Consider the following 20,337-nt stretch of genomic DNA (forward strand, 5'->3'; position numbering starts at 1 on the left):
AACATGTCTGAACAACACGTACAGGGCGCTGACGCGGTAGCCGACCTTAACAATGAACTGAAAACGCGCCGTGAGAAGCTGGCGAGCCTGCGTGAGCAGGGGATCCCGTTCCCGAACGATTTCCGTCGCGATCATACCTCAGACCAACTGCATGCTGACTTCGACGCAAAAGAAAACGAAGAGCTGGAAGCGCTGAACATTGAGGTATCCGTTGCTGGCCGTATGATGACCCGTCGTATTATGGGTAAAGCATCATTCGTTACGCTGCAGGACGTTGGCGGCCGTATTCAGCTGTACGTTGCTCGCGACGACCTGCCGGAAGGCGTCTACAACGAGCAGTTCAAAAAATGGGATCTGGGCGATATCCTCGGCGCGAAAGGTAAGTTGTTCAAGACCAAGACCGGTGAGCTGTCTATCCACTGCACCGAACTGCGTCTGCTGACCAAAGCGCTGCGCCCGCTGCCGGACAAATTCCACGGCCTGCAGGATCAGGAAGCGCGCTATCGTCAACGTTATCTGGATCTCATCTCTAACGATGAATCCCGCAATACCTTTAAAGTGCGTTCACAGATTATGGCTGGCATCCGTCAGTTCATGGTTGCTCGCGGCTTTATGGAAGTAGAAACCCCGATGATGCAGGTGATCCCTGGCGGTGCGGCAGCGCGCCCGTTTATCACCCATCATAACGCGCTGGATCTGGACATGTACCTGCGTATCGCGCCGGAACTGTACCTCAAGCGTCTGGTGGTTGGCGGCTTCGAACGCGTATTCGAAATTAACCGTAACTTCCGTAACGAAGGCATCTCAGTTCGCCATAACCCAGAGTTCACCATGATGGAACTCTACATGGCTTATGCGGACTACAAAGATCTCATTGAACTGACTGAATCTCTGTTCCGTACGTTGGCGCAGAACGTTCTGGGAACGACTGAAGTGCCTTACGGCGAAGAAGTCTTCGACTTTGGTAAGCCGTTTGAAAAACTGACCATGCGCGAAGCGATTCAGAAATACCGTCCGGAAACCAACATGGCCGATCTGGATAACTTCGACTCTGCAAAAGCGATTGCTGAATCTATCGGCATCAAAGTTGAGAAGAGCTGGGGTCTGGGTCGTATCGTGACCGAGATCTTTGAAGAAGTTGCAGAAGCGCACCTGATTCAACCGACCTTCATTACCGAGTACCCGGCAGAAGTTTCTCCGCTGGCGCGTCGTAATGACGAAAACCCGGAAATCACCGATCGCTTCGAATTCTTCATCGGCGGACGTGAAATCGGTAACGGCTTCAGCGAGCTGAACGATGCCGAAGATCAGGCGCAGCGTTTCCAGGATCAGGTTAACGCCAAAGATGCGGGTGATGACGAAGCGATGTTCTACGACGAAGACTACGTTACCGCTCTGGAACACGGTCTGCCGCCGACTGCGGGCCTGGGTATTGGTATCGACCGTATGGTTATGCTGTTCACTAACAGCCACACCATCCGCGACGTGATCCTGTTCCCGGCAATGCGTCCGGTTAAGTAAGATGTGAACTGCCGGATGGCGGCTGATGCCTTATCCGGCCTACGCGGAAGACGATTCGTAGGCCGGATAAAACGCGTTTGCGTTGTCATCCGGCAATTAATGACCGCTGGAAAATGCGCGCAACAATTTTCGCGCCTTATCGTCTGAAACCTGCATTACCATCCACGGGCTGAAGGCCCACGGTGTAGCGTCAATCCCGCATAACACATCCTCAAGATTGCTCCACCGATAATCCATCACTTCCTCCGCATTCGGCTGCAGCGTGCTGATTAGCTGTGCGGCGTATACCGGACAAACTTCATTTTCCACAATTCCACTGGGATCTGCGGCACAATAGCGAAAATCAGCGTATACGGGCGTGAGTGCGCGAATGTCAGCTCCCAGCTCGAAGCGGGCGCGACGGATAATGGCGTCTTCAGTTGTTTCCCCTGATTGTGGATGACCGCACACCGAGTTTGTCCAGACACCCGGCCAGGCTTTTTTATGCAGCGACCGGCGGGTGACCAGTAGTTGCCCCTGCTCGTTAAATATCCAGCATGAGAAAGCGGAGTGCAGGGGCGTTGTGGCGGTATGCGCCGCATACTTTTCCAGCGTTCCACAGGGTTGGCCCTGTTCGTTCAATAAAATGACATGTTCCTGTCGCATTGCGTCCACCCTCAATCTTAAGCGCCTACATTATATGCTTAATTAAGTCATATTGATTAACAGAGGGTGTGAAATGCCAGAGCCGACGCTTCGTTACGCGATATGATTTGGCATCCGGTTTCTGGCTGCTATGATAAAGCGTCTGAAAATGTTGCGAGGTATTGTTTTGAGTGCAGGACGCCTGAAGAAAAATGGCTTGGGTATCGTGATGCTGCTGTGTGCCGGTCTGCTGTTAGCGGGCTGTTCCGGGAGTAAGTCGTCTGATACAGGAAGTTATTCCGGCTCCGTGTATACCGTGAAGCGGGGAGATACGCTATACCGTATTTCGCGCGCCACCGGCACCAGCGTGAAAGAGATTGCCCGTCTGAATAACATTTCACCACCCTATACCATCGAAGTAGGGCAAAAGCTGAAGGTCAGCGGCGGCGCGAAAACCAGTTCAAGCTCTGGCAAAACAACCAAGAAATCCTCGACTAAAACGGCAACTGTCAGACCATCTTCATCCGTGCCGCAGTCATCTTGGCCGCCGGTGGGGCAACGCTGCTGGTTGTGGCCTGCCAGCGGTAAAGTGATCCTGCCTTATTCAACGGCGGATGGCGGCAACAAGGGTATTGATATCTCAGCTGCGCGCGGCACACCGGTTTATGCGGCGGGAGCAGGGAAGGTAGTTTATGTCGGCAACCAGCTGCGGGGCTATGGCAACCTCATCATGATTAAGCACAGTGAGGATTACATTACCGCTTATGCGCATAATGATACGCTACTGGTGAACAACGGGCAGAGCGTGAAGGCCGGGCAGAAAATTGCCACCATGGGTAGCACTGATGCGGCATCTGTACGCCTGCACTTCCAGATTCGCTATCGCGCAACGGCGATTGATCCGCTACGTTATTTACCGCCGCAGGGGAGTAAACCTAAGTGCTAACAGGCTATTTTATCAGCAGTTAGCATAGTTTGGGCTTGTCAGAGGGTGCGTAAGGTCTATAATGGCCCACGCACCTCTTCGCGGGCGTAGTTCAATGGTAGAACGAGAGCTTCCCAAGCTCTATACGAGGGTTCGATTCCCTTCGCCCGCTCCAGCTAATGCTATCTAAAATATCTTTTAGAATCAGTATGCTAAAAGCGGATGTAAACCGGGTTATCCATCTTGGTACCCACGGTATTACTCATTGCTGCTGCGATCTGGTATGTGGTTAGGGAGCATATCAAATAGCTGGCGGTGGTTCTACGTTCTTACCGCGATAGTCCAACAACGAACAAAAAGCCGAGCACCCGGCATAACTCCTACAGCTTTCAGTGAAGCGCATTTTTGCCGATGCTCCCACATGCCACACGTCGAGATGACGTTGCAGGGAATAAACAGGTTTTATGGTGGTTACGGTACTTGCAAACCATATGCAAGCTCTGCCAGCGTCTCAGCCACGCTCCCGAAAGGGTACACGGCGATCCTGATAAACTTCACTGTCTGACATAACCCCCGATGAAGTCGCTACGCTCCGCACGTTGTCTTACCACCAACGGGCTTTATGGCTTGTATTGTCTGAAATCTTGTAATGAGTTAATTCTCAAGGCTTCTCGATATTTACTAAAGTACCAAAAAGGCCACGACTGAAAAGTACTGTATTCAGGCGAGGGGGTGTCCCCCACCCAAAGGAAGCCTTTCCCCCGTGTGCCTTTCGGATCTGGGTGGCTGTGGAACGCTACTACAAACGCTCTGTGTGTTCTGCTGGGGATTCACCTTGCTGGTCTATCAGAATTCACGTACAGACGCTTGTTCAGCTTCTGAGCGAGGTTGTTCGTGCGTGGGTACAGTGCCGTTTGTTATGTGCGGTGCACCTGAGGGGTTATAGGGTGCAGCGTAGTGTAGGGGGTCTATTGGTGACAGCACAGATATGCGGTGCAGCTTCCTGTATCAACCTGCGGCATTCTTCAATTTGTGAAGAGGTTTGCTTCTCTCTCTGTATAGTGTGGAACTATTTACTTGTTGATTTTAAAGAAGTTTACTCTCTTTTTATTCCGGTAGTTTATAGCGATTATGTGATTGCACTACACCAGTTGTGTTAATAGTTCTCTTTGCCCTTTTCCTGAAAGGCTTCGCGGTATCAATAGCTAGGATTGTTATGGATTTTTATGCGGCTAATCGTAGGTGCTGGTCTGGTATCGACAATCGTTCGTTAAGTGATACTAGAATTAGGTATCATGATTGGCATCATTAAAATAGCCATTGACATTAAGTGATTCCAATACATACGATGATACCGTTAATTGATACCAGTCAAGGGAGCATACACGATGAGAACATTTGCATATTGTCGAGTTTCAACCACCGAGCAGACAACCGAGAATCAATTGCTTGCTATTCATAATGCGGGCTACGAGATACCTGATGCCCGAGTAGTGCAAGAGCAAGTATCCGGTGGCGTGCCTGCTATGCAGCGTGATGGTTTTAAGTCACTGGTAGAGCATAAGCTAGAGAGCGGGGATGTTCTTGTTGTGTTGAAGTTGGATCGCTTAGGCCGTGACAATATCGATGTGCAGCAGACTATTGAAATGCTCATGCAGAAGGGCGTTAAAGTGGTATCACTTGATTTGCCTGTGTCAGACCTATCCAGCTCCGAGGGTAAATTAATGTTACGGATGTTTTCTGCCTTTGCTGAGTTCGAGAAAGACCGTATCCGGGAGCGCACTCAGGAAGGGCTAAGGCGTGCGAAAGCTCAGGGCGTTAAGTTGGGCAGGCCCGAGGCTAAGGACACGACTGTGAGTGTACAGCGATGTAGGGAGGGTGGTCTGAGTCAGTCAGCGGCAGCAAAACAACTAGGTATCGGGATTGCAACGGTTAAACGGCACTGGAATAAACACATCTAAATGGTTTATCCAATTCTGCTGCCTTAACTTAAGCTTCTGTAAGTAATTGAATTTACTATGTGGTAATTAGAACCACACTTGTAAGGGGAAGGAAGCGAGTACCGACTAGGGTTGTAGAAATCCTGTCTTACAAACGATGGTAATTAGAATATCACTCTCTAGGGAAGGAGGCGAAGTCCGCACAAAACGCTTTCACACCCTCCTGTAACTCTCCGTGGCACGTGTGCTCGGGGTAAATCCACTGGTGCAACCTCAGACTTAATCCCAGCACCACACCCCGCACCGTAACCAAAGGAGAAATATGTTTCAGACCGATGATCTGCCAAACCAGTTCGACGACACTCCCACCGATTTAAAAAACACTGACCGCATTATGTGGGGCGCATTCAAGAGGGGTTACGTCCCAACGGCTAACGACCTTCAAGCCCCATCAATGAAGGCGCTGTACGAACGCTACAGGGCGCAGCACGGACGAGATGATTTAAAGGCTGCGATAGCTGAGAAGCTACGCGCAGAGAGCGCTATACGACGTATTGCCATGCAGAACCCCAATCGTATTAGCCTAAACCAATCCCAAGTCACCCACGCAGTAAGAACCTCACTAGACGTTTACTGCACTGGCGAGACTCGACCATCGGTACAAATCGTGCGTGATCTGTTACCCGGAAAGGATGTTAAGCCCGTGATGAATAGACCTCAGCAGCGTAAACGTATGAAGAAAGCCCTCAAAGCCAATGCAAGCCATCCGGCTGTAGTTACCGCACAAAAGCAGGGAAACCCTATTCGTATGGATGCCGATACATTGTCGAGTGGCCTGCTGAGCTTACAGAACGCGGCTATGGTAGTGCGTAAGCTGGATGAGCATGAGAAGCGCCTGGGTGATATGGAGTCCCGCCTGAAAGAGCTGGAGGCATTCAAGGCTAACACCGAGAAGCGCCACGCTATTGAGGACTCAGGACAGACACCAGAGCAACGGGTACTTGAGCTGCGTAAACAGGGTTTAGGCTACAAAGCTATCAGCACTGCTACCGGAACGTCACAGAGCACCGTACGTAACTGGATTAAGGCACACGGTCTGTAATCGGAGGGGTGTCAGATTTGGCACCCTTTGGCACCCCCATAAACCCCAAAAAGTCTTACTTACTAAAGTAAGTATATAGCTACACCTCTCCCTGTCATGTCATACTCAACAACACTTCTAAGAAGTGTCTCAATAAATCACCGCATATTATACATGGTGAGAACTGCACCATCCCACAAAGTAAATCAAGAAATCTGTTTACCCACACAGGTAAATACTTATCGTAATAACAAAGGAGTCAGAATGAATAATTCAAATAGTTTTAATAGCACCTTCCCAACTGGCAAACACTCACGAGTCGGGACTGGATACCAAAATACTTTCGATGTTAAATCGAAGCGCACTGCATTTAGTCCATCTCAGCGCCAACGTATTCCAGAGTTGGGCAGAGAACTCCGCTCCGCAACTGGAAAGAAACGAGAGCGGTTAATGGCTGAGTTCGATGAGATGCTTGATTCGGTTAATCCAACACCCGCAGATATCAGGATGATCACTCAGTACGCTAAAACGGGTAGCAGCACAGCAGATGAATTATCAACTGATGACGCAGGAAAACTACAAGAAATTAGCCGATACCTCCCCAACGAATAGTATTAAGTTTGAAGTGTAAATTTATAATGTGTACACCAGACCTTTACCAAACCGATTTAAACAAGAAGTGATTTAGACGTAATCTATAAATAAATAGTGCAGATACAGACCCGCTTAATTTCTCGGGTGATGCTGCACGTCTAAATATTACCTATTCCATAAGGAAACCAATAATGATTAATTCAGTTAACAAAGCAGTAAATACATCCGTAAACACATCTGTTAACACTCCAGCCGGTACCGTAGTACTACCGTCTCCTTATGCTGAGAAGCCCTCAGAAACGGCCTCTGTGCCATTCTCAGAGGCGCTTTGTACCAGCAGTACCTTAGCCCTTTTCCAGCGAATCCAAGCCGCACAGCAGCACGCAGAGCTTCCAGCGATCCAGCCTGAGCCAGCTTTCCCAGAGGGTGTCAGTTCGTGGATGTTCGAAAACTCGAGTAGCGTTGTGCAACCGTTGAAATCGGCATTGATTAACGCACGTATCCAGACTGAGGCCGATATTCTTTATCTGGTTCAGGCGGTACATACCGCTCTGGTTAATCAGGCGAACCGATATCGCAGCGCAACCCTTACGCAGCGTGCAGCAGCAAAAGCACAGGCTAATTCCGATGCTGTAGGCGAAGAACTGAAACGGGCTTTACTGGCATTTATGCAACGCGAGCAGTTACAGAAACAGTTCTCTCCAGATGAGATGGCAGCGCTCACCGAGCATGTCCAGAAGGGCAACTACAAGTTTGCCCAGAATCTAGCAGGACAAGACGTGCGTTTCCTTGCTGATTCTCCTGATTGGCAAACCAAGGCTGATGCATTAGCTAGTATCCCAAATGCGTCAGCGGTAACGGTGTCTATCCTCCCAACTGAAACAATCGGCAATCAAGTGGCAGTTATTCCTTCTGGAAACGGTTGGACGCTGAACGTGTGGGCAAACGGCTGGCACCCGGTGCAGTGTTCAGATGGTGCAAAGGCTACCGCTATTCAGGAGCGTAAGCACAAGCTAGAGTTCGACAAAGCGTTACAACGTTCCCGCCCCGTTATTACCGGCATGTTCCCCGACCTAATTCAACAAGCGGTAGAGGCTGAGCAGCATGTACCAGCAGATTAACGGAGCGAATAAGCCAAACGCTAAACAGAACGGTAGGGGCCGCGCAGCCCCTGCACCACTCCAAAACGGGCAGCACCCAACGAACCGAGAGTTGCAGTTAATGCGACTTGGCTATCCCGAGTACCAACAACGGCTCAGCAGCATTCAGCAGCATAACCCCGCTCGATACAACGCCATTATGGATAAGCAGAAACTCTTCACTAGTGGTGACTTCCGGTGTGTGAAATGTGGGGGTGTCGAGCAGTACACCCGGAATCTGGCTTGCCGTGGTTGCTGTATTAAACGTAGCAAGGCGGTGTTTGTTCTTCTCGAATCGCCTTACATCCTGAATCCCGAGTACCGGTATATCCCCGATGAGGTGGCCTCAGAGCGGTATCAGGAGCGCGTGCAGGCGAAGCAGTACCTCGATTGGTTCAGGGGCGAGTTAATGCTGGTGCGTGTCCAGTGCGGTCAGTGGCTGCTAGAGCGTGGCGTGCTGTTTCAGCCGGGCAAGGGTGGACGTTCTCAGGGAGTGCAGTATCTCCAGCCTAACCAGAAACGACACGCTGAGTTTATGAACAATCCCGAGTATCGGGAAATCTTGAATTATATCGAAAACACTATAGGAGAAAGGCCATGAACGGTGATCTTGGTTGTTCATTACAAGAAGCTATTGCCCTTAACCGCATTTTAAAGCTGTGTAGCGATGCACCGTCGGGGCTGGCGTGGCGAGCACGCTCTGGGAAAGGTAAAGCGAATAAGCGGGAAGGCGACCCAGCAGGCGGTTTAAATAGAACGGGTGGGCGGGATTATCGAGTCATGGTGAACGGGAGGCGGTGGACTGCTCCCGCCGCCGTTCGGATTCTGCTGAGTCTGGAATCTGTCCAGCGAATCAAAAAGGAGGTTTGATGCTGTACACAAAACAAAAGGCGCTGCCTACGCAGGTACCAGCGCTTCACGAGTCGCTTTGCTTAGCCAATGATTCTCCATCCGGTATTCGTTATCGCGTGTCCAGTTCGCTTGGTGTTCACGTCCCGACTTGTGTTGCGGGATTACCCACAGTGATATCGTCATGGCCTCCTGATGTGGCTGAGACGTTCAGAGGCCAGCACTTGCACCCGTTAGATTATGAAGTGTCAGTACAAACAGGCTGGGATATTCAAGAAATAGGCGAGGGCTTGTGGGACGTTAATCCCTTGCTAGAAACATTCCCTGCTGCTGAGGTTCGCGCTGCTTTGAAGCACTTGGAGCTTGAGCGTGAGATTCAGTTGCTAACGCGAATTGTTGAGACTGATAAAGAGCAAGTGCAGAAAAAAGACGTTAAAAAAGTATCTAGGTTCAATGGTCGGAGCGCCGATTAAGGGGCTACATATCGCCGCAACGTATTTTAACTTCAAAAATAATATACTCCATTGATTTAAAATTCAATCAAACTTGTACCGGTATATCGTCTTATACGTTGGTAATAGCAATCGTGCCTCTAACTCAAATCATCAGTTGGTATAATGTGGTACGATACTGCTGTCACCAATACCCCCCCCTATACTATTACCGTGCTGTTAAGTCTCAATCAAAAAAAATTTAACCTTGCTCTGCTTCTTGTACATGTTAATCGTTCATGAAAGTAATGCTCCATAATATGGGTGTTCAGTGTTTTTAAATTTATGAGCGGTTAACATGGTTTTAGATTGCAGGGTGTTCCTCATAGGTTTACTGATATTGATTTCTATTGTTGGTTTGTTTTTTGTTGCTCAATATAAACTCAATGTGTTTTAAGGAGTGTCTTATTATAAGTAATGATAAGGGGAATGATATTATAGTTAATTGCTTCGCAGTCGATACAGAATCTCCGAGCGGTTTAACTTGGAAGCGTGCCCTATCCCAGAGAGTTAAAATCGGTGCTTGTGCTGGGACTCTCGGTAAAGATGGTTATTGGTCTGTTCAATTAAAAGGAAAGAAGTACGCTGTACATCGTATTATCTGGTCTGTTATCAACGGTACTATTCCTGCTGGGCATTGTATCGACCATATAGACGGGGATAGAGGTAATAACAATATCCTGAATCTGCGATTAGCTACCAGAGCGCAGAACAACCAGAATGCACGTAAATGTATTACAGGTAATAATCTACCCAAGGGAATTAGTGTTAATAAAACAAATGGGGTTTATTGTGCTCAAGTACAAAGTGACGGGAAGCGGTGGCGTAAGCATGGGAAGAACCTTGAGCAACTCACCCATGAGGTTCAATTAGCCCGTACAATCTCACACGGGCAATTCGCATGTCATGGATAGATTTATTTATTATCTTCTAGGGCGGGGCAGCGGGGCGTTGTTAAGTCACTGCACCGCCCAATATTTCGACCGTAAATAATAAACTCCCTCGGCTTGGTTGGGTAGTATTTATCGAATAAAGTTATCGTTTCATTTAGTAACTGATTGCAAGAGTCAGGGGAGGCGGTGACGAGATGCCCGTTAACTTCTAATAAGCAACCGAGACTATAGTACCAGCCGTTAAAGCGTTTAATATTAACCTCACGTAAAGAAATATTATCAGTGCCGCTTCCAATATAATATGATGCTTCATCATTCATTGGAGCGCGAGAGAATACAAATAGAATGCTTACTACAAAGCCCAGTGCGATAAGTTGGGCTACTATTGAGATAGCCCGCCCTTTAATTATGGATACCTTGAACATACTAGCCCCTTGCTGAATGGGATTGTTATTATACAGGTACAGTTGTGCCGTTATGTTCCGTAATCTAGGCGGCAACCACTGTGCATTAATACTTTGCTCACCTACCAGTTTGAAAATAAACTGGGATCTCTTTCATAAATTTGTATAAGAAGAGCTGCACCAACAACACGAGCAGGTTCAATCATGTAATTATCAAAGTCAACACTACTTAGTAGTTCCAATTCTGGTAGGAGTATTTTATCTATTATATCTTTGGATGTGGTTCTTTTATATTTCATTAGCAGAGGAGCATACAGGGGTAGAGTTGGTTGGAGTTCATTTACAATGGAGAATGATTGTACTAATAAAGAAGTGCCTAGTCGAGATTTCATAAAATCATTGGAGTCATGATAATTTAAAAACCATTGCTGAAATGGTAGTAATGTTTTGTAATCGGATTTTGATGGTCCGAATAATTTAAATAGTATACCCATCCTTTACCTTTTTATTTATTTGAGTTGTTGAGTGAATTTCATTGTGGCTTAAACAATCTCGCCTCTATCTTTTAGGTGGCAGCTTGATTTTACTCCATTCTGCCAGCAGTGCTAGGGTATTGGTAATTGGTTTGATAGATCAATACTCGTTAATCGATCGGTTTAATCGATCATCTTTGGGGAGCTTCCACATGGTAAATCGCTTGTACCAGTGACACATAATCGGCTAATTCTGATAGAAGTGCACCAGAGCTGTAAGTTTTGAATGATTCAGTCTTGCCCCTTTCATGACCAACAATTTGTGCAATCCTATCCTCCGGTACGCCAGCGCGGTCTAAGGCAGTAATGAACATTCCGCGCAGACTATGAAAGCATTGTCTGTCTGTGGCATTGGGTAAAACCTTATCCCGTAGGCGGGTGAATTGCTGGCTGTACCACGGCCCCCTTTTACCATCGAGCCGCTTTATCAAGTTTGACTGCGGTAACAGGTACTCGCCTAGCTCGCCTTGCTGGTTCAATTGTTTGCATCTAGTAACGACGCTTTGTAACGCTGGGTGCATTGGTACAACCCGTACACCTGCTTTTGTTTTAGCTGCTCTCACGCTAAAGCACATGACACCCTCGATTTCTGAGGCGTCAGAGATCCGTAGAGAGGCGATTTCATCTAGCCGCATACCTGAGTAAAGCCCGATTAAAATAACGTCCCGTAGATCGTCTGAGGCGTTATTAAGTAGGACATTTATTTCATCCGGGGCGAATGCTTCATAACTTTTTATTGTTCTCTTGGCCTCTAGTCTATGCCCGGTAAATGGGGAGGCCGCTGGTATATTGTCGTAGCAACGGCGGGCGTACTCGTACACCGTGTTTAATCCTGATAAATAATTCTGGATAGTCTGCGTGGATTTCTTAGGCTTGAGCGCTCGAATAAATCCCGTTACCTCGGTGCGGCTGATGCCTGTTAGTTCAGTATCAGCAACGTTTAGATACTTGAGAAATAAACGAGAGGCTAGGGCATGTTTGCTTATTGTGCTGAGGCTTCGAGATTGTTTGTACTCGGCAAGATACTCATTCGTAACGGCCTGTAGCATAACCCTTTGGCCTGAAAACGCCTGTGATGATTCTCCTAGTTGTTGTATGGCGTGGATAGCGCGATTTAATAATACCGCTCCGGTATCAATTGCGTGCTTTTCCTTTACGTGGTTCCACTCAACAACTAAGCGGTCTCGAATTACTCTCGCTTTCAGAACGTCTCGCTGCCCTGTGCTTTTCTTGAATAGCTTTCGTCCATCGGTTAAGTGGCGCATATGCCTAGGGACTGATATTTGAAACATCCAAAGGCCTGTTTCATGTTTGTACAGATACTGGTTCTTCTTGTTACTACCCATAGCGTTACCCCATGTGGTGATGTATATTCACCGCACCAGCAATGGGCTTAGGCACTTTCGATTACATAAGAAAGCGATTTAGTTCGATTCCCTTCGCCCGCTCCAAACTCAAGTCTTCTGAAGTCTACCAAACTCAATTTTCCCTTGATAAATCAGCAGTTATAGCATTCTATTAGTCTATTGAACTCAATTGTACTCCCCCAGGGTCAAGCTCAATGTGGGGGTATGGATGGGGGTATAATTGTACCCCCTGCTGAGAGGTACCCCCAATGAAGCTGACAGCTCGTCAGGTTGAAACTGCAAAACCTAAAGATAAGCCCTACAAACTCGCTGATGGTGGTGGTCTTTACCTGCTGGTTAATCCCAACGGTAAAAGATACTGGCGTCTCAAATACCGTTCGCTAGGTAAAGAGAAGCTGCTCGCTATTGGCGTTTACCCCGATGTTTCTTTAGCTGAAGCCAGAAATAAGCGTGAGGATGCAAAAAGGACATTAGCGGCTGGCAACGATCCTTCTCTTGAACGGAAAATTGAGAAACTTAGTCGTCAACAAGATGCAGAAAACTCTTTTGAGGCTATCACGCGGGAGTGGTATCAGCGTCGCTATGACCGCTGGTCTGTCTCCTACCGCGAAGAAATGTTGAGAACCTTTGAAAAGGATGTGTTCCCTTATATCGGTCACCGGCCAATCAAAGATATCAAACCGATGGAGTTGCTTGCTGTTCTTTCAAAGATAGAAGTTCGAGGAGCAACTGAGAAGGTCCGTAAGGTTCGCCAGCGTTGTGGAGAGGTCTGGAAGTATGCCGTTGTGACTGGCAGGGCTGAGTACAATCCAGCTCCTGATCTAGCCAGCGCAGTAGCTCCCCATGAGAAAGAGCACTATGCTTTTTTGACCCAGGATGAATTGCCAGAGTTTCTTCAAACTCTGAACACCTACGCAGGTAGTGTACTTGTTAAAATAGCGATGCAATTACTTATTTTGACTGGAGTAAGGCCTGGGGAATTGAGGCAAGCGGAGTGGCAGGAGTTTGATTTTGAGCGGAAGGTTTGGAACGTGCCAGCAGAGCGCATGAAAATGCGCCGCCCTCATCTGGTTCCGTTATCAAGCCAGGTAATTGACTTGCTTAATCAGCTTAAACCCATGACGGGAGCGGGAACGTTGCTGTTCCCAGGACGTAATAATCCAAAGAAACCGATGAGTGATATGGCATTGACTGTGCTGGTCAGGCGTATCGGCTATGCCGGGCGTGTTACGGGGCATGGATTCCGCCACACGATGAGTACTATTTTGCATGAGCAGGGATTTAACTCAGCTTGGATCGAGCTACAACTGGCTCACGTCGATAAGAACTCAATTCGTGGAACGTATAACCATGCTCAGTATCTAGAGGGAAGGAGGGAGATGATGCAGTGGTATGGCAATCTAATCATTGATTTGAATTCAGCAGTACGGTCAGGCTGACCTGCCCCCACGATTAGATACAACACTCAGTTAGTAACGTCGGAATCTTCATTCTCAGAATGACCCTTTCTCCAGCCCGCTGCAAATTCAGACGGTGTCTGATAATTCAGCGTGGAGTGCGGGCGGCATTCGTTATAATCCTGCCGCCAGTCATTAATAATTTTCCTGGCATGAACGATATCGCTGAACCAGTGCTCATTCAAACATTCATCGCGAAATCGTCCGTTAAAGCTCTCAATAAATCCGTTCTGCGTTGGCTTGCCCGGCTGGATTAAGCGCAACTCAACACCATGCTCAAAGGCCCATTGATCCAGTGCACGGCAAGTGAACTCCGGCCCCTGGTCAGTTCTTATCGTCGCCGGATAGCCTCGAAACAGTGCAATGCTGTCCAGAATACGCGTGACCTGAACGCCTGAAATCCCAAAGGCAACAGTGACCGTCAGGCATTCCTTTGTGAAATCATCGACGCAGGTAAGACACTTGATCCTGCGACCGGTGGAAAGTGCGTCCATGACGAAATCCATCGACCAGGTCAGATTGGGCGCCGCCGGACGGAGCAGCGGCAGACGTTCTGTTGCCAGCCCTTTACGACGTCTTCTGCGTTTTACGCCCAGGCCACTGAGGTGATAAAGCCGGTACACGCGCTTATGATTAACATGAAGCCCTTCACGGCGCAGCAACTGCCAAATACGACGGTAGCCAAAACGCCTGCGCTCCAGTGCCAGCTCAGTGATGCGCCCTGATAAATGCGCATCAGCAGCCGGACGGTGAGCCTCATAGCGGCAGGTCGACAGGGATAAACCTGTAAGCCTGCAGGCACGACGTTGCGACAGACCGGTCGCATCACACATCAACATCACGGCTTCCCGCTTCTGGTCTGTCGTCAGTACTTTCGCCCAAGAGCCACCTGAAGCGCCTCTTTATCCAGCATGGCTTCGGCAAGCAGCTTCTTGAGTCTGGCGTTCTCTTCCTCAAGCGACTTCAGGCGCTTAACTTCAGGCACCTCCATACCGCCATACTTCTTACGCCAGATGTAAAACGTGGCATCGGAAATGGCATGCTTGCGGCAGAGTTCACGGGCGGGTACCCCAGCTTCGGCTTCGCGGAGAATACTGATGATCTGTTCGTCGGAAAAACGCTTCTTCATGGGGATGTCCTCATGTGGCTTATGAAGACATTACTAACATCGGGGTGTACTAATCAACGGGGAGCAGGTCAATCACAGAAGGAAAGCAGACAGAGCTGCGCGGCAAAGCAACAAAGGGAGGATATACTATATGGAAAATGAAATCTGGGCATCCTACCCCAATTTATGTGGCGGATTTAGACAAAGCTGTTAGGGAATGTCTAAAATAGCGAAGCCATAGCATAGAATTTTTAATGGCATTATGATCAGGACATAAAGGACTTCATGCAGGGAAAAAATATCCCAAAAGAAACTGGTCATGTCAGCACACCAAAGGATCCTCGCCGGATCCTTTGGTTTTTCTCAGCCACAATCGCTTAACGTGAGTTTTCGTTCCACTGAGCGTCAGACCCCTATAATAATTCCTTTCAGACAGGTACCGGTTAAGTGTAGCTGAGTCAGACAAAAAAGCCCCCTGACGGGGGGCAAAAATGTAGCAACGTTGTTTCAGGAAAATCTATCAGGGAAAAGGTAACAGCACGGATACTACCGTCGCATTCAGCCTGCATTGATCATGCGGCGGTGCGCTTCGGCCATGGCCTGATGTGGGCCGGATTGCCCGTTATTCATGAATTCATGGGCAACCGCTGCTCTTTCATGCTCATTCATCGCCGCGTAAGACGTTGACGGGACGGTCGTGGATACCGTGTTATTTCCCATCATCTTCTGATGACTTTCCACCATTTTCTGGTGCGCATCCGCCGAGCCGTTCGTCATGGTTTCATGAGCAATAATGGCCTGTTCATGCTGGTCCATACCGGTCATACGAGGAGCAGTCCCCTGGATCCCGACAGGAGCCGCAGCAGACTGCATCTGGTGAGCAGGAGCCTGTGCATTGTTGACGCGATCATGGATATTCACGGTTTCAGTGGCCCAGGCCGATGAAATTAAACCAAAGCCCAGCAAAGATGCTAATACGATATTTTTCATGATAACTCTCCATTTCTGAATTAGTGATGTCCGGGGAAGTACAACCGGTGTTTTCAGTTCCATAACTGAAACAAGTTCGGCAGCGTTTATTTCTCCGGAAGAGGGCTGGATATTCATTTCCTGGCGTACTCTGACGCCGGGTATTGATGAAGCAATCCAGCCTTCCTGATAAGTTGCACTAATTATATCGAATGGCTTCTGTTTGCTGCATGACAGGCTAATGACATCTTTGTCATTTACATCTTTATTTTCAGCATTGGGTTTCCGGGATCATTTTCTCCAGTCTGGGCACGGATAAGATAAAACGCGTGGAGCGTACGTCTGATTCCACCTGCACTCTTCCGTGATGTGCTTCCACGATTGACTTCACAATCGCAAGGCCGATGCCGCTGCCTTCTCCTTTTCGTTGTCTGGATGGATCCACCCGATAAAAACGGTCAAACAGCCTTGATAAATGTTCTTCAGGGATCGGTTTCCCTGGATTTTCAATCACAAGGTCAAAAAAGCTCTCCTGCTTTCTTATTGAGACGGTGATGGCCTGTCCCTCCGGGGTATAACGCAGGGCATTGGATAACAGATTATTGATCGCTCTTCTGAACATTTGTGGATCTCCCTCAACCAGGCAGGGCATCCCGTTAAATTTGAGCGTGATATTGCGTTCTTCGGCCCAGGCTTCGAAAAACTCGAAGACTTTCATGACTTCTGCTCTGAGGTCAAAACGGACCCTGTCAGGTATAAGCTGGTTATTGTCCGCCTGTGCCAGAAACAGCATGTCGCTGACCATTTTGGTCATCCGGTTATACTCTTCAAGACTGGAGTAGAGGACATCCTCAAGTTCCTTCTGGGTTCGATCCTGACTCAGTGCGATTTCAGTCTGCGTCACCAGATTGGTGATGGGCGTTCTGATCTCATGCGCGATATCGGCAGAGAAATTGGCCTGGCGGGTAAAGACGTCCTCAATCTTTCCAATCATATGATTGAACGAGATAACCAGTTGCTCCAGCTCAATGGGAACGCGTGTCGGTTCCAGCCGCGCATCAAGATTCTCGGAGGTGATGTTTTTAATGGCATTGCTGACATTACGAAGGGGCAGGTGCCCCTGACGGACAGCGATGCGAATGATCAGAACAATCAGCAGGCTTATCACGACGGCGATCGCAATCAGATTTTTTTTCAGCGCATCGAGGTAATGGAGATGGAAATTAATGGAGAGGCCAGTCAGCATGACATAATTCTGCTGTTTGCCCTGAAATATCGCCTGGCCAGAGGAGGCGATAATCCGGTATGTTTCCATCTTCATTTCAGACCCGGTATCCATCGGTCTCGCAGGATCCTCCACCGTCCAGAGAAAGACATCCCGTGCGCGGCTGTGCTCGCTAAAATCTGCGGAATTCACGGCCGGGTGTAGTGCCGCCCCCTGCGCTGAACTAAAGAGCACTTCCCCCCTGGGATTGAGGAGCAAAAGGGCAACGTTGCGGTAGCTGGCAATCGACTCCTTTATTTTGCTTACTTTTTTTTCATCCGGATCCACCGGGGACTGCAGTATACGGTTCAGGGTAGTGCTGATTTGTTGAAGATCGCTGACATCCTGCTCGGCAAAATGATTTTCAACAGAATGCAGCATAAACCAGGTGAAGGCGATAAAAGCCAGTATCGTGGACAGGCTGATAAAAAAGGTCAGCCGCAGGGCGAGTGAGAAAGGGCGCCTGGAAGGTTTGCTATGCATCCGGGGCCTCCAGCATATAGCCCACGCCCCGGACAGTCTGGATCAGCTTTGTCCCGTAATCGTTGTCTATTTTAGCGCGGAGTCGCTTTACGGCGACATCAATCGCGTTAGTGTCGCTGTCAAAATTCATGTCCCAGACCTGAGAGGCAATCAGGGAACGGGGAAGAACCTCGCCCTGATGGCGAATGAAAAATTCCAGCAGGCTGAACTCTTTACTGGTGAGCACAATGCGGTTTCCGGCGCGACTGACTTTTCTGGATACGAGATCCATCGAGAGATCAGCCACCCTAAACTGGCTTTCCGTGATCATCGCGTTTCCCCGCCTCAGAAGGGTTCTCACCCGGGCCAGCAGTTCGGCAAACGCAAAGGGTTTAACCAGATAATCGTCCGCACCCAGTTCCAGTCCTTTGACCCTGTGTTCGATCGTGCCGAGGGCCGTCAGTAGTAAGACCGGCATACCCTTTCCGGCAGTGCGCAGCATGCGGATGATATCCCAGCCGTTCACATCAGGCAGCATGATGTCCAGAATGACTAAATCATACTCGGCTGTCATGGCGAGATGATATCCGGTAAGACCATTATCAGCGTGATCCACTACGAACCCTGCCTCTGTAAGCCCTTTGCTGAGATATTCACCTGTTTTAATTTCGTCTTCGACGATCAATATTTTCATCTTGCTCCCCGTCTGGCTGCTAATGTCATTCTATTGCGCACACGATCGTAATCAACGAATTACCGTAAAAATGACAACATTGTCATTATTCTGTCACCCGACAAACAGAGTGCATTCTGTAAAGTAACCCTGGTAATACTCTGAACTTCATTTGAACCATTTACCAGGTCTGCCTGGACGAGAAGCAATATGTTCAAATTAAAACTACTCAGCATCAGCACAATCTTCATTCTGGCTGGTTGTGTCTCTCTGGCGCCTGAATATCAGCGTCCGGCAGCACCGGTACCCCAGCAGTTTTCACTGTCCCGTAACAGCCTGACGCCAGCGGTGAATGGCTATCAGGATACGGGCTGGCGTAACTTTTTTGTCGATCCCCAGGTCACCCGGCTGATTACTGAAGCCCTGACTAATAACCGTGATTTGAGAATGGCTGCACTGAAGGTTGAAGAGGCCCGGGCCCAGTTCAACGTCACGGATGCAGATCGTTATCCCCAGCTGAATGCCTCATCCGGGATCACATACAGCGGTGGTCTGAAAGGTGACAAGCCGACCACACAGGAGTACGACGCAGGTCTGGAGTTCAGTTATGAGCTCGATTTTTTCGGCAAACTTAAGAACATGAGTGATGCTGATCGCCAGAACTACTTTGCCAGCGAAGAAGCCCGTCGGGCCGTACACATCCTGCTGGTATCCAACGTTTCACAAAGCTATTTCAGCCAGCAACTGGCGTACGAACAACTTCGTATTGCGCGGGAAACGCTGAAAAATTATCAACAGTCCTATGCTTTCGTTGAGCAGCAGCTCGTGACCGGGAGTACGAACGTTCTGGCACTTGAACAGGCGCGAGGACAAATCGAAAGTACCCGCGCCGAAATAGCCAAACGAGAAGGCGATCTGGCTCAGGCAAACAATGCCCTGCAACTGGTGCTGGGAACGTACCGCGCACTTCCGTCAGAAAAAGGGATGAAAGGCGGGGAGATAGCCCCAGTAAAATTGCCACCAAATCTGTCTTCACAAATTTTGCTGCAGCGACCGGATATTATGGAAGCGGAATATCAGCTGAAAGCGGCTGATGCCAATATTGGCGCAGCGCGAGCGGCCTTTTTCCCCTCAATTACCCTGACCAGTGGTCTTTCCGCAAGCAGTACGGAGCTGTCCAGCCTGTTTACGTCAGGAAGTGGAATGTGGAATTTTATCCCTAAAATTGAAATTCCTATATTTAATGCTGGCAGGAATAAAGCCAATCTGAAGCTGGCTGAAATTCGCCAGCAACAGTCGGTGGTTAATTACGAACAAAAAATTCAGTCAGCCTTTAAGGATGTTTCCGACACGCTTGCGCTGCGCGACAGCCTTAGCCAGCAACTTGAGTCACAGCAGCGTTATCTTGATTCACTTCAGATAACTCTCCAGCGTGCCAGAGGATTATATTCCAGTGGTGCTGTCAGTTACATTGAAGTGCTGGATGCAGAGCGTTCTCTCTTCGCTACGCAGCAAACCATTCTCGATCTTACCTATTCCCGGCAGGTTAACGAAATTAATCTGTTTACCGCACTGGGTGGCGGTTGGGTAGAGTAAATTTATTTCATTAATCAGGAAATTTAAAATGCGTAATTCACTTAAAGCCGTTTTATTTGGTGCCTTCTCTGTCATGTTTTCTGCCGGTCTTCATGCTGAAACACATCAGCATGGCGATATGAATACTGCCAGTGATGCTTCGGTACAGCAGGTTATCAAGGGCACCGGTGTCGTTAAAGAAATTGATATAAATAGTAAAAAGATCACCATTTCGCACGAAGCAATCCCTGCGGTGGGCTGGCCTGCAATGACCATGCGCTTCACTTTTGTTAATGCAGACGACGCTATCAATGCCCTGAAAACCGGCAACCATGTCGATTTCTCGTTTATTCAGCAGGGTAATATTTCTTTACTTAAAAGCATTAACGTGACGCAGTCCTGATTGGCTGTCCGGAGCGATTACATCCTGTGCGCCTGTACATTCACATAGGTATATGTGTGAGTTAA

General features: G+C 48.5%; 20 protein-coding genes and 1 tRNA gene. 13 read left to right on the forward strand and 8 right to left on the reverse strand.

Annotation, left to right across the window (positions count from 1 at the left end):
• Window positions 1-3: 3 nt before the first annotated feature.
• Window positions 4-1,521: a lysine--tRNA ligase gene (gene lysS / locus HV041_RS00895; RefSeq protein ID WP_003026911.1), complete on the forward strand. Its 1,518-nt coding sequence runs from the start codon at window positions 4-6 to the stop codon at window positions 1,519-1,521.
• A gap of 96 nt (window positions 1,522-1,617) precedes the next feature.
• Here the strand turns inward: lysS and idi are convergent, their stop codons facing one another.
• Entirely contained in the window at window positions 1,618-2,166 is a 549-nt protein-coding gene (gene idi / locus HV041_RS00900) for an isopentenyl-diphosphate Delta-isomerase (RefSeq protein ID WP_048213161.1), read from the reverse strand.
• 166 nt (window positions 2,167-2,332) lie between these two features.
• Here idi and actS point away from each other — a divergent pair, with 166 nt between their 5' ends.
• From actS to HV041_RS00945, 9 genes are all read left to right on the forward strand, one after another.
• On the forward strand, window positions 2,333-3,091 hold the full coding sequence (actS, locus tag HV041_RS00905; protein WP_121585503.1) for an amidase activator ActS: 759 nt from the start codon (window positions 2,333-2,335) through the stop codon (window positions 3,089-3,091).
• Window positions 3,092-3,171: 80 nt separating this feature from the next.
• Window positions 3,172-3,245: transfer RNA gene (locus tag HV041_RS00910), tRNA-Gly, on the forward strand.
• A 1,213-nt stretch (window positions 3,246-4,458) separates the two neighbouring features.
• Entirely contained in the window at window positions 4,459-5,031 is a 573-nt protein-coding gene (locus HV041_RS00915) for a recombinase family protein (RefSeq protein ID WP_016154337.1), read from the forward strand.
• Between the two features lie 685 nt (window positions 5,032-5,716).
• On the forward strand, window positions 5,717-6,112 hold the full coding sequence (locus HV041_RS24945; protein ID WP_233471464.1) for a helix-turn-helix domain-containing protein: 396 nt from the start codon (window positions 5,717-5,719) through the stop codon (window positions 6,110-6,112).
• Window positions 6,113-6,355: 243 nt separating this feature from the next.
• The gene (locus HV041_RS00925) at window positions 6,356-6,703 is read left to right on the forward strand and encodes a hypothetical protein (RefSeq protein WP_137362210.1); all 348 of its coding nucleotides are present in this window, start codon (window positions 6,356-6,358) and stop codon (window positions 6,701-6,703) included.
• A gap of 173 nt (window positions 6,704-6,876) precedes the next feature.
• Window positions 6,877-7,806 (forward strand): hypothetical protein, encoded by a 930-nt coding sequence (locus HV041_RS00930; protein ID WP_182294035.1) that lies wholly within the window; start codon window positions 6,877-6,879, stop codon window positions 7,804-7,806.
• A 100-nt stretch (window positions 7,807-7,906) separates the two neighbouring features.
• Window positions 7,907-8,425 carry a hypothetical protein gene (locus HV041_RS00935; protein WP_016154333.1) on the forward strand — a complete coding sequence of 173 codons (519 nt, stop codon included), beginning with the start codon at window positions 7,907-7,909 and terminating at the stop codon, window positions 8,423-8,425.
• 268 nt (window positions 8,426-8,693) lie between these two features.
• A complete protein-coding gene (locus HV041_RS00940; protein WP_161623267.1) occupies window positions 8,694-9,146 on the forward strand; it encodes a hypothetical protein in 453 nt (150 codons plus the stop codon).
• 404 nt (window positions 9,147-9,550) lie between these two features.
• Window positions 9,551-10,078 carry an HNH endonuclease gene (locus tag HV041_RS00945; RefSeq protein ID WP_174602905.1) on the forward strand — a complete coding sequence of 176 codons (528 nt, stop codon included), beginning with the start codon at window positions 9,551-9,553 and terminating at the stop codon, window positions 10,076-10,078.
• Window positions 10,079-10,080: 2 nt separating this feature from the next.
• Here the strand turns inward: HV041_RS00945 and HV041_RS00950 are convergent, their stop codons facing one another.
• The 3 genes from HV041_RS00950 to HV041_RS00960 all read right to left on the reverse strand — a co-directional run bounded on the left by HV041_RS00950 (window position 10,081) and on the right by HV041_RS00960 (window position 12,340).
• A complete protein-coding gene (locus HV041_RS00950) occupies window positions 10,081-10,482 on the reverse strand; it encodes a hypothetical protein (RefSeq protein WP_016154329.1) in 402 nt (133 codons plus the stop codon).
• A 101-nt stretch (window positions 10,483-10,583) separates the two neighbouring features.
• Window positions 10,584-10,955, reverse strand: a complete 372-nt coding sequence (locus HV041_RS00955; RefSeq protein WP_155849805.1) for a hypothetical protein — start codon at window positions 10,953-10,955, stop codon at window positions 10,584-10,586.
• A gap of 170 nt (window positions 10,956-11,125) precedes the next feature.
• A complete protein-coding gene (locus HV041_RS00960; protein ID WP_174602903.1) occupies window positions 11,126-12,340 on the reverse strand; it encodes a site-specific integrase in 1,215 nt (404 codons plus the stop codon).
• 269 nt (window positions 12,341-12,609) lie between these two features.
• Here HV041_RS00960 and HV041_RS00965 point away from each other — a divergent pair, with 269 nt between their 5' ends.
• The gene (locus HV041_RS00965) at window positions 12,610-13,800 is read left to right on the forward strand and encodes a tyrosine-type recombinase/integrase (protein ID WP_048998164.1); all 1,191 of its coding nucleotides are present in this window, start codon (window positions 12,610-12,612) and stop codon (window positions 13,798-13,800) included.
• 26 nt (window positions 13,801-13,826) lie between these two features.
• Here HV041_RS00965 and HV041_RS00970 read toward each other — a convergent pair.
• From HV041_RS00970 to silR, 4 genes are all read right to left on the reverse strand, one after another.
• A protein-coding gene (locus HV041_RS00970; protein ID WP_096147877.1) for an IS3-like element ISSen4 family transposase occupies window positions 13,827-14,947 on the reverse strand; the annotation gives its coding sequence in 2 pieces (ribosomal slippage) (window positions 13,827-14,689 and window positions 14,689-14,947; 1,122 coding nt in all).
• A gap of 537 nt (window positions 14,948-15,484) precedes the next feature.
• Entirely contained in the window at window positions 15,485-15,916 is a 432-nt protein-coding gene (gene silE, locus HV041_RS00975) for a silver-binding protein SilE (protein WP_000790483.1), read from the reverse strand.
• 250 nt (window positions 15,917-16,166) lie between these two features.
• A complete protein-coding gene (gene silS / locus HV041_RS00980) occupies window positions 16,167-17,642 on the reverse strand; it encodes a copper/silver sensor histidine kinase SilS (RefSeq protein WP_032433718.1) in 1,476 nt (491 codons plus the stop codon).
• Complete coding sequence (silR, locus tag HV041_RS00985) at window positions 17,635-18,315, reverse strand: copper/silver response regulator transcription factor SilR (protein WP_038633715.1); 681 nt, start codon at window positions 18,313-18,315, stop codon at window positions 17,635-17,637. Before silR ends, silS begins: the two co-directional genes overlap by 8 nt.
• 189 nt (window positions 18,316-18,504) lie before the next feature.
• Here silR and silC point away from each other — a divergent pair, with 189 nt between their 5' ends.
• Both silC and cusF read left to right on the forward strand, forming a co-directional pair.
• Window positions 18,505-19,890: a Cu(+)/Ag(+) efflux RND transporter outer membrane channel SilC gene (gene silC, locus HV041_RS00990; RefSeq protein WP_038633711.1), complete on the forward strand. Its 1,386-nt coding sequence runs from the start codon at window positions 18,505-18,507 to the stop codon at window positions 19,888-19,890.
• Window positions 19,891-19,918: 28 nt separating this feature from the next.
• Window positions 19,919-20,272 carry a cation efflux system protein CusF gene (gene cusF / locus HV041_RS00995; protein ID WP_008786772.1) on the forward strand — a complete coding sequence of 118 codons (354 nt, stop codon included), beginning with the start codon at window positions 19,919-19,921 and terminating at the stop codon, window positions 20,270-20,272.
• Window positions 20,273-20,337 lie beyond the last annotated feature (65 nt).

It is taken from the genome of Citrobacter sp. RHBSTW-00029, assembly GCF_014104295.1.
Lineage (GTDB): Bacteria > Pseudomonadota > Gammaproteobacteria > Enterobacterales > Enterobacteriaceae > Citrobacter > Citrobacter youngae.

Bases quoted from the DNA above. Each gene is read 5' to 3' on its own strand.
- lysS (WP_003026911.1), top strand. From the start codon at position 4: ATGTCTGAACAACACGTACAGGGCGCTGACGCGGTAGCCGACCTTAAC.
- idi (WP_048213161.1), bottom strand. From the start codon at position 2,166: ATGCGACAGGAACATGTCATTTTATTGAACGAACAGGGCCAACCCTGT.
- HV041_RS00915 (WP_016154337.1), top strand. From the start codon at position 4,459: ATGAGAACATTTGCATATTGTCGAGTTTCAACCACCGAGCAGACAACC.
- HV041_RS24945 (WP_233471464.1), top strand. From the start codon at position 5,717: ATGAATAGACCTCAGCAGCGTAAACGTATGAAGAAAGCCCTCAAAGCC.
- HV041_RS00925 (WP_137362210.1), top strand. From the start codon at position 6,356: ATGAATAATTCAAATAGTTTTAATAGCACCTTCCCAACTGGCAAACAC.
- HV041_RS00930 (WP_182294035.1), top strand. From the start codon at position 6,877: ATGATTAATTCAGTTAACAAAGCAGTAAATACATCCGTAAACACATCT.
- HV041_RS00935 (WP_016154333.1), top strand. From the start codon at position 7,907: ATGCGACTTGGCTATCCCGAGTACCAACAACGGCTCAGCAGCATTCAG.
- HV041_RS00940 (WP_161623267.1), top strand. From the start codon at position 8,694: ATGCTGTACACAAAACAAAAGGCGCTGCCTACGCAGGTACCAGCGCTT.
- HV041_RS00945 (WP_174602905.1), top strand. From the start codon at position 9,551: ATGTGTTTTAAGGAGTGTCTTATTATAAGTAATGATAAGGGGAATGAT.
- HV041_RS00950 (WP_016154329.1), bottom strand. From the start codon at position 10,482: ATGTTCAAGGTATCCATAATTAAAGGGCGGGCTATCTCAATAGTAGCC.
- HV041_RS00955 (WP_155849805.1), bottom strand. From the start codon at position 10,955: ATGGGTATACTATTTAAATTATTCGGACCATCAAAATCCGATTACAAA.
- HV041_RS00960 (WP_174602903.1), bottom strand. From the start codon at position 12,340: ATGGGTAGTAACAAGAAGAACCAGTATCTGTACAAACATGAAACAGGC.
- HV041_RS00965 (WP_048998164.1), top strand. From the start codon at position 12,610: ATGAAGCTGACAGCTCGTCAGGTTGAAACTGCAAAACCTAAAGATAAG.
- silE (WP_000790483.1), bottom strand. From the start codon at position 15,916: ATGAAAAATATCGTATTAGCATCTTTGCTGGGCTTTGGTTTAATTTCA.
- silS (WP_032433718.1), bottom strand. From the start codon at position 17,642: ATGCATAGCAAACCTTCCAGGCGCCCTTTCTCACTCGCCCTGCGGCTG.
- silR (WP_038633715.1), bottom strand. From the start codon at position 18,315: ATGAAAATATTGATCGTCGAAGACGAAATTAAAACAGGTGAATATCTC.
- silC (WP_038633711.1), top strand. From the start codon at position 18,505: ATGTTCAAATTAAAACTACTCAGCATCAGCACAATCTTCATTCTGGCT.
- cusF (WP_008786772.1), top strand. From the start codon at position 19,919: ATGCGTAATTCACTTAAAGCCGTTTTATTTGGTGCCTTCTCTGTCATG.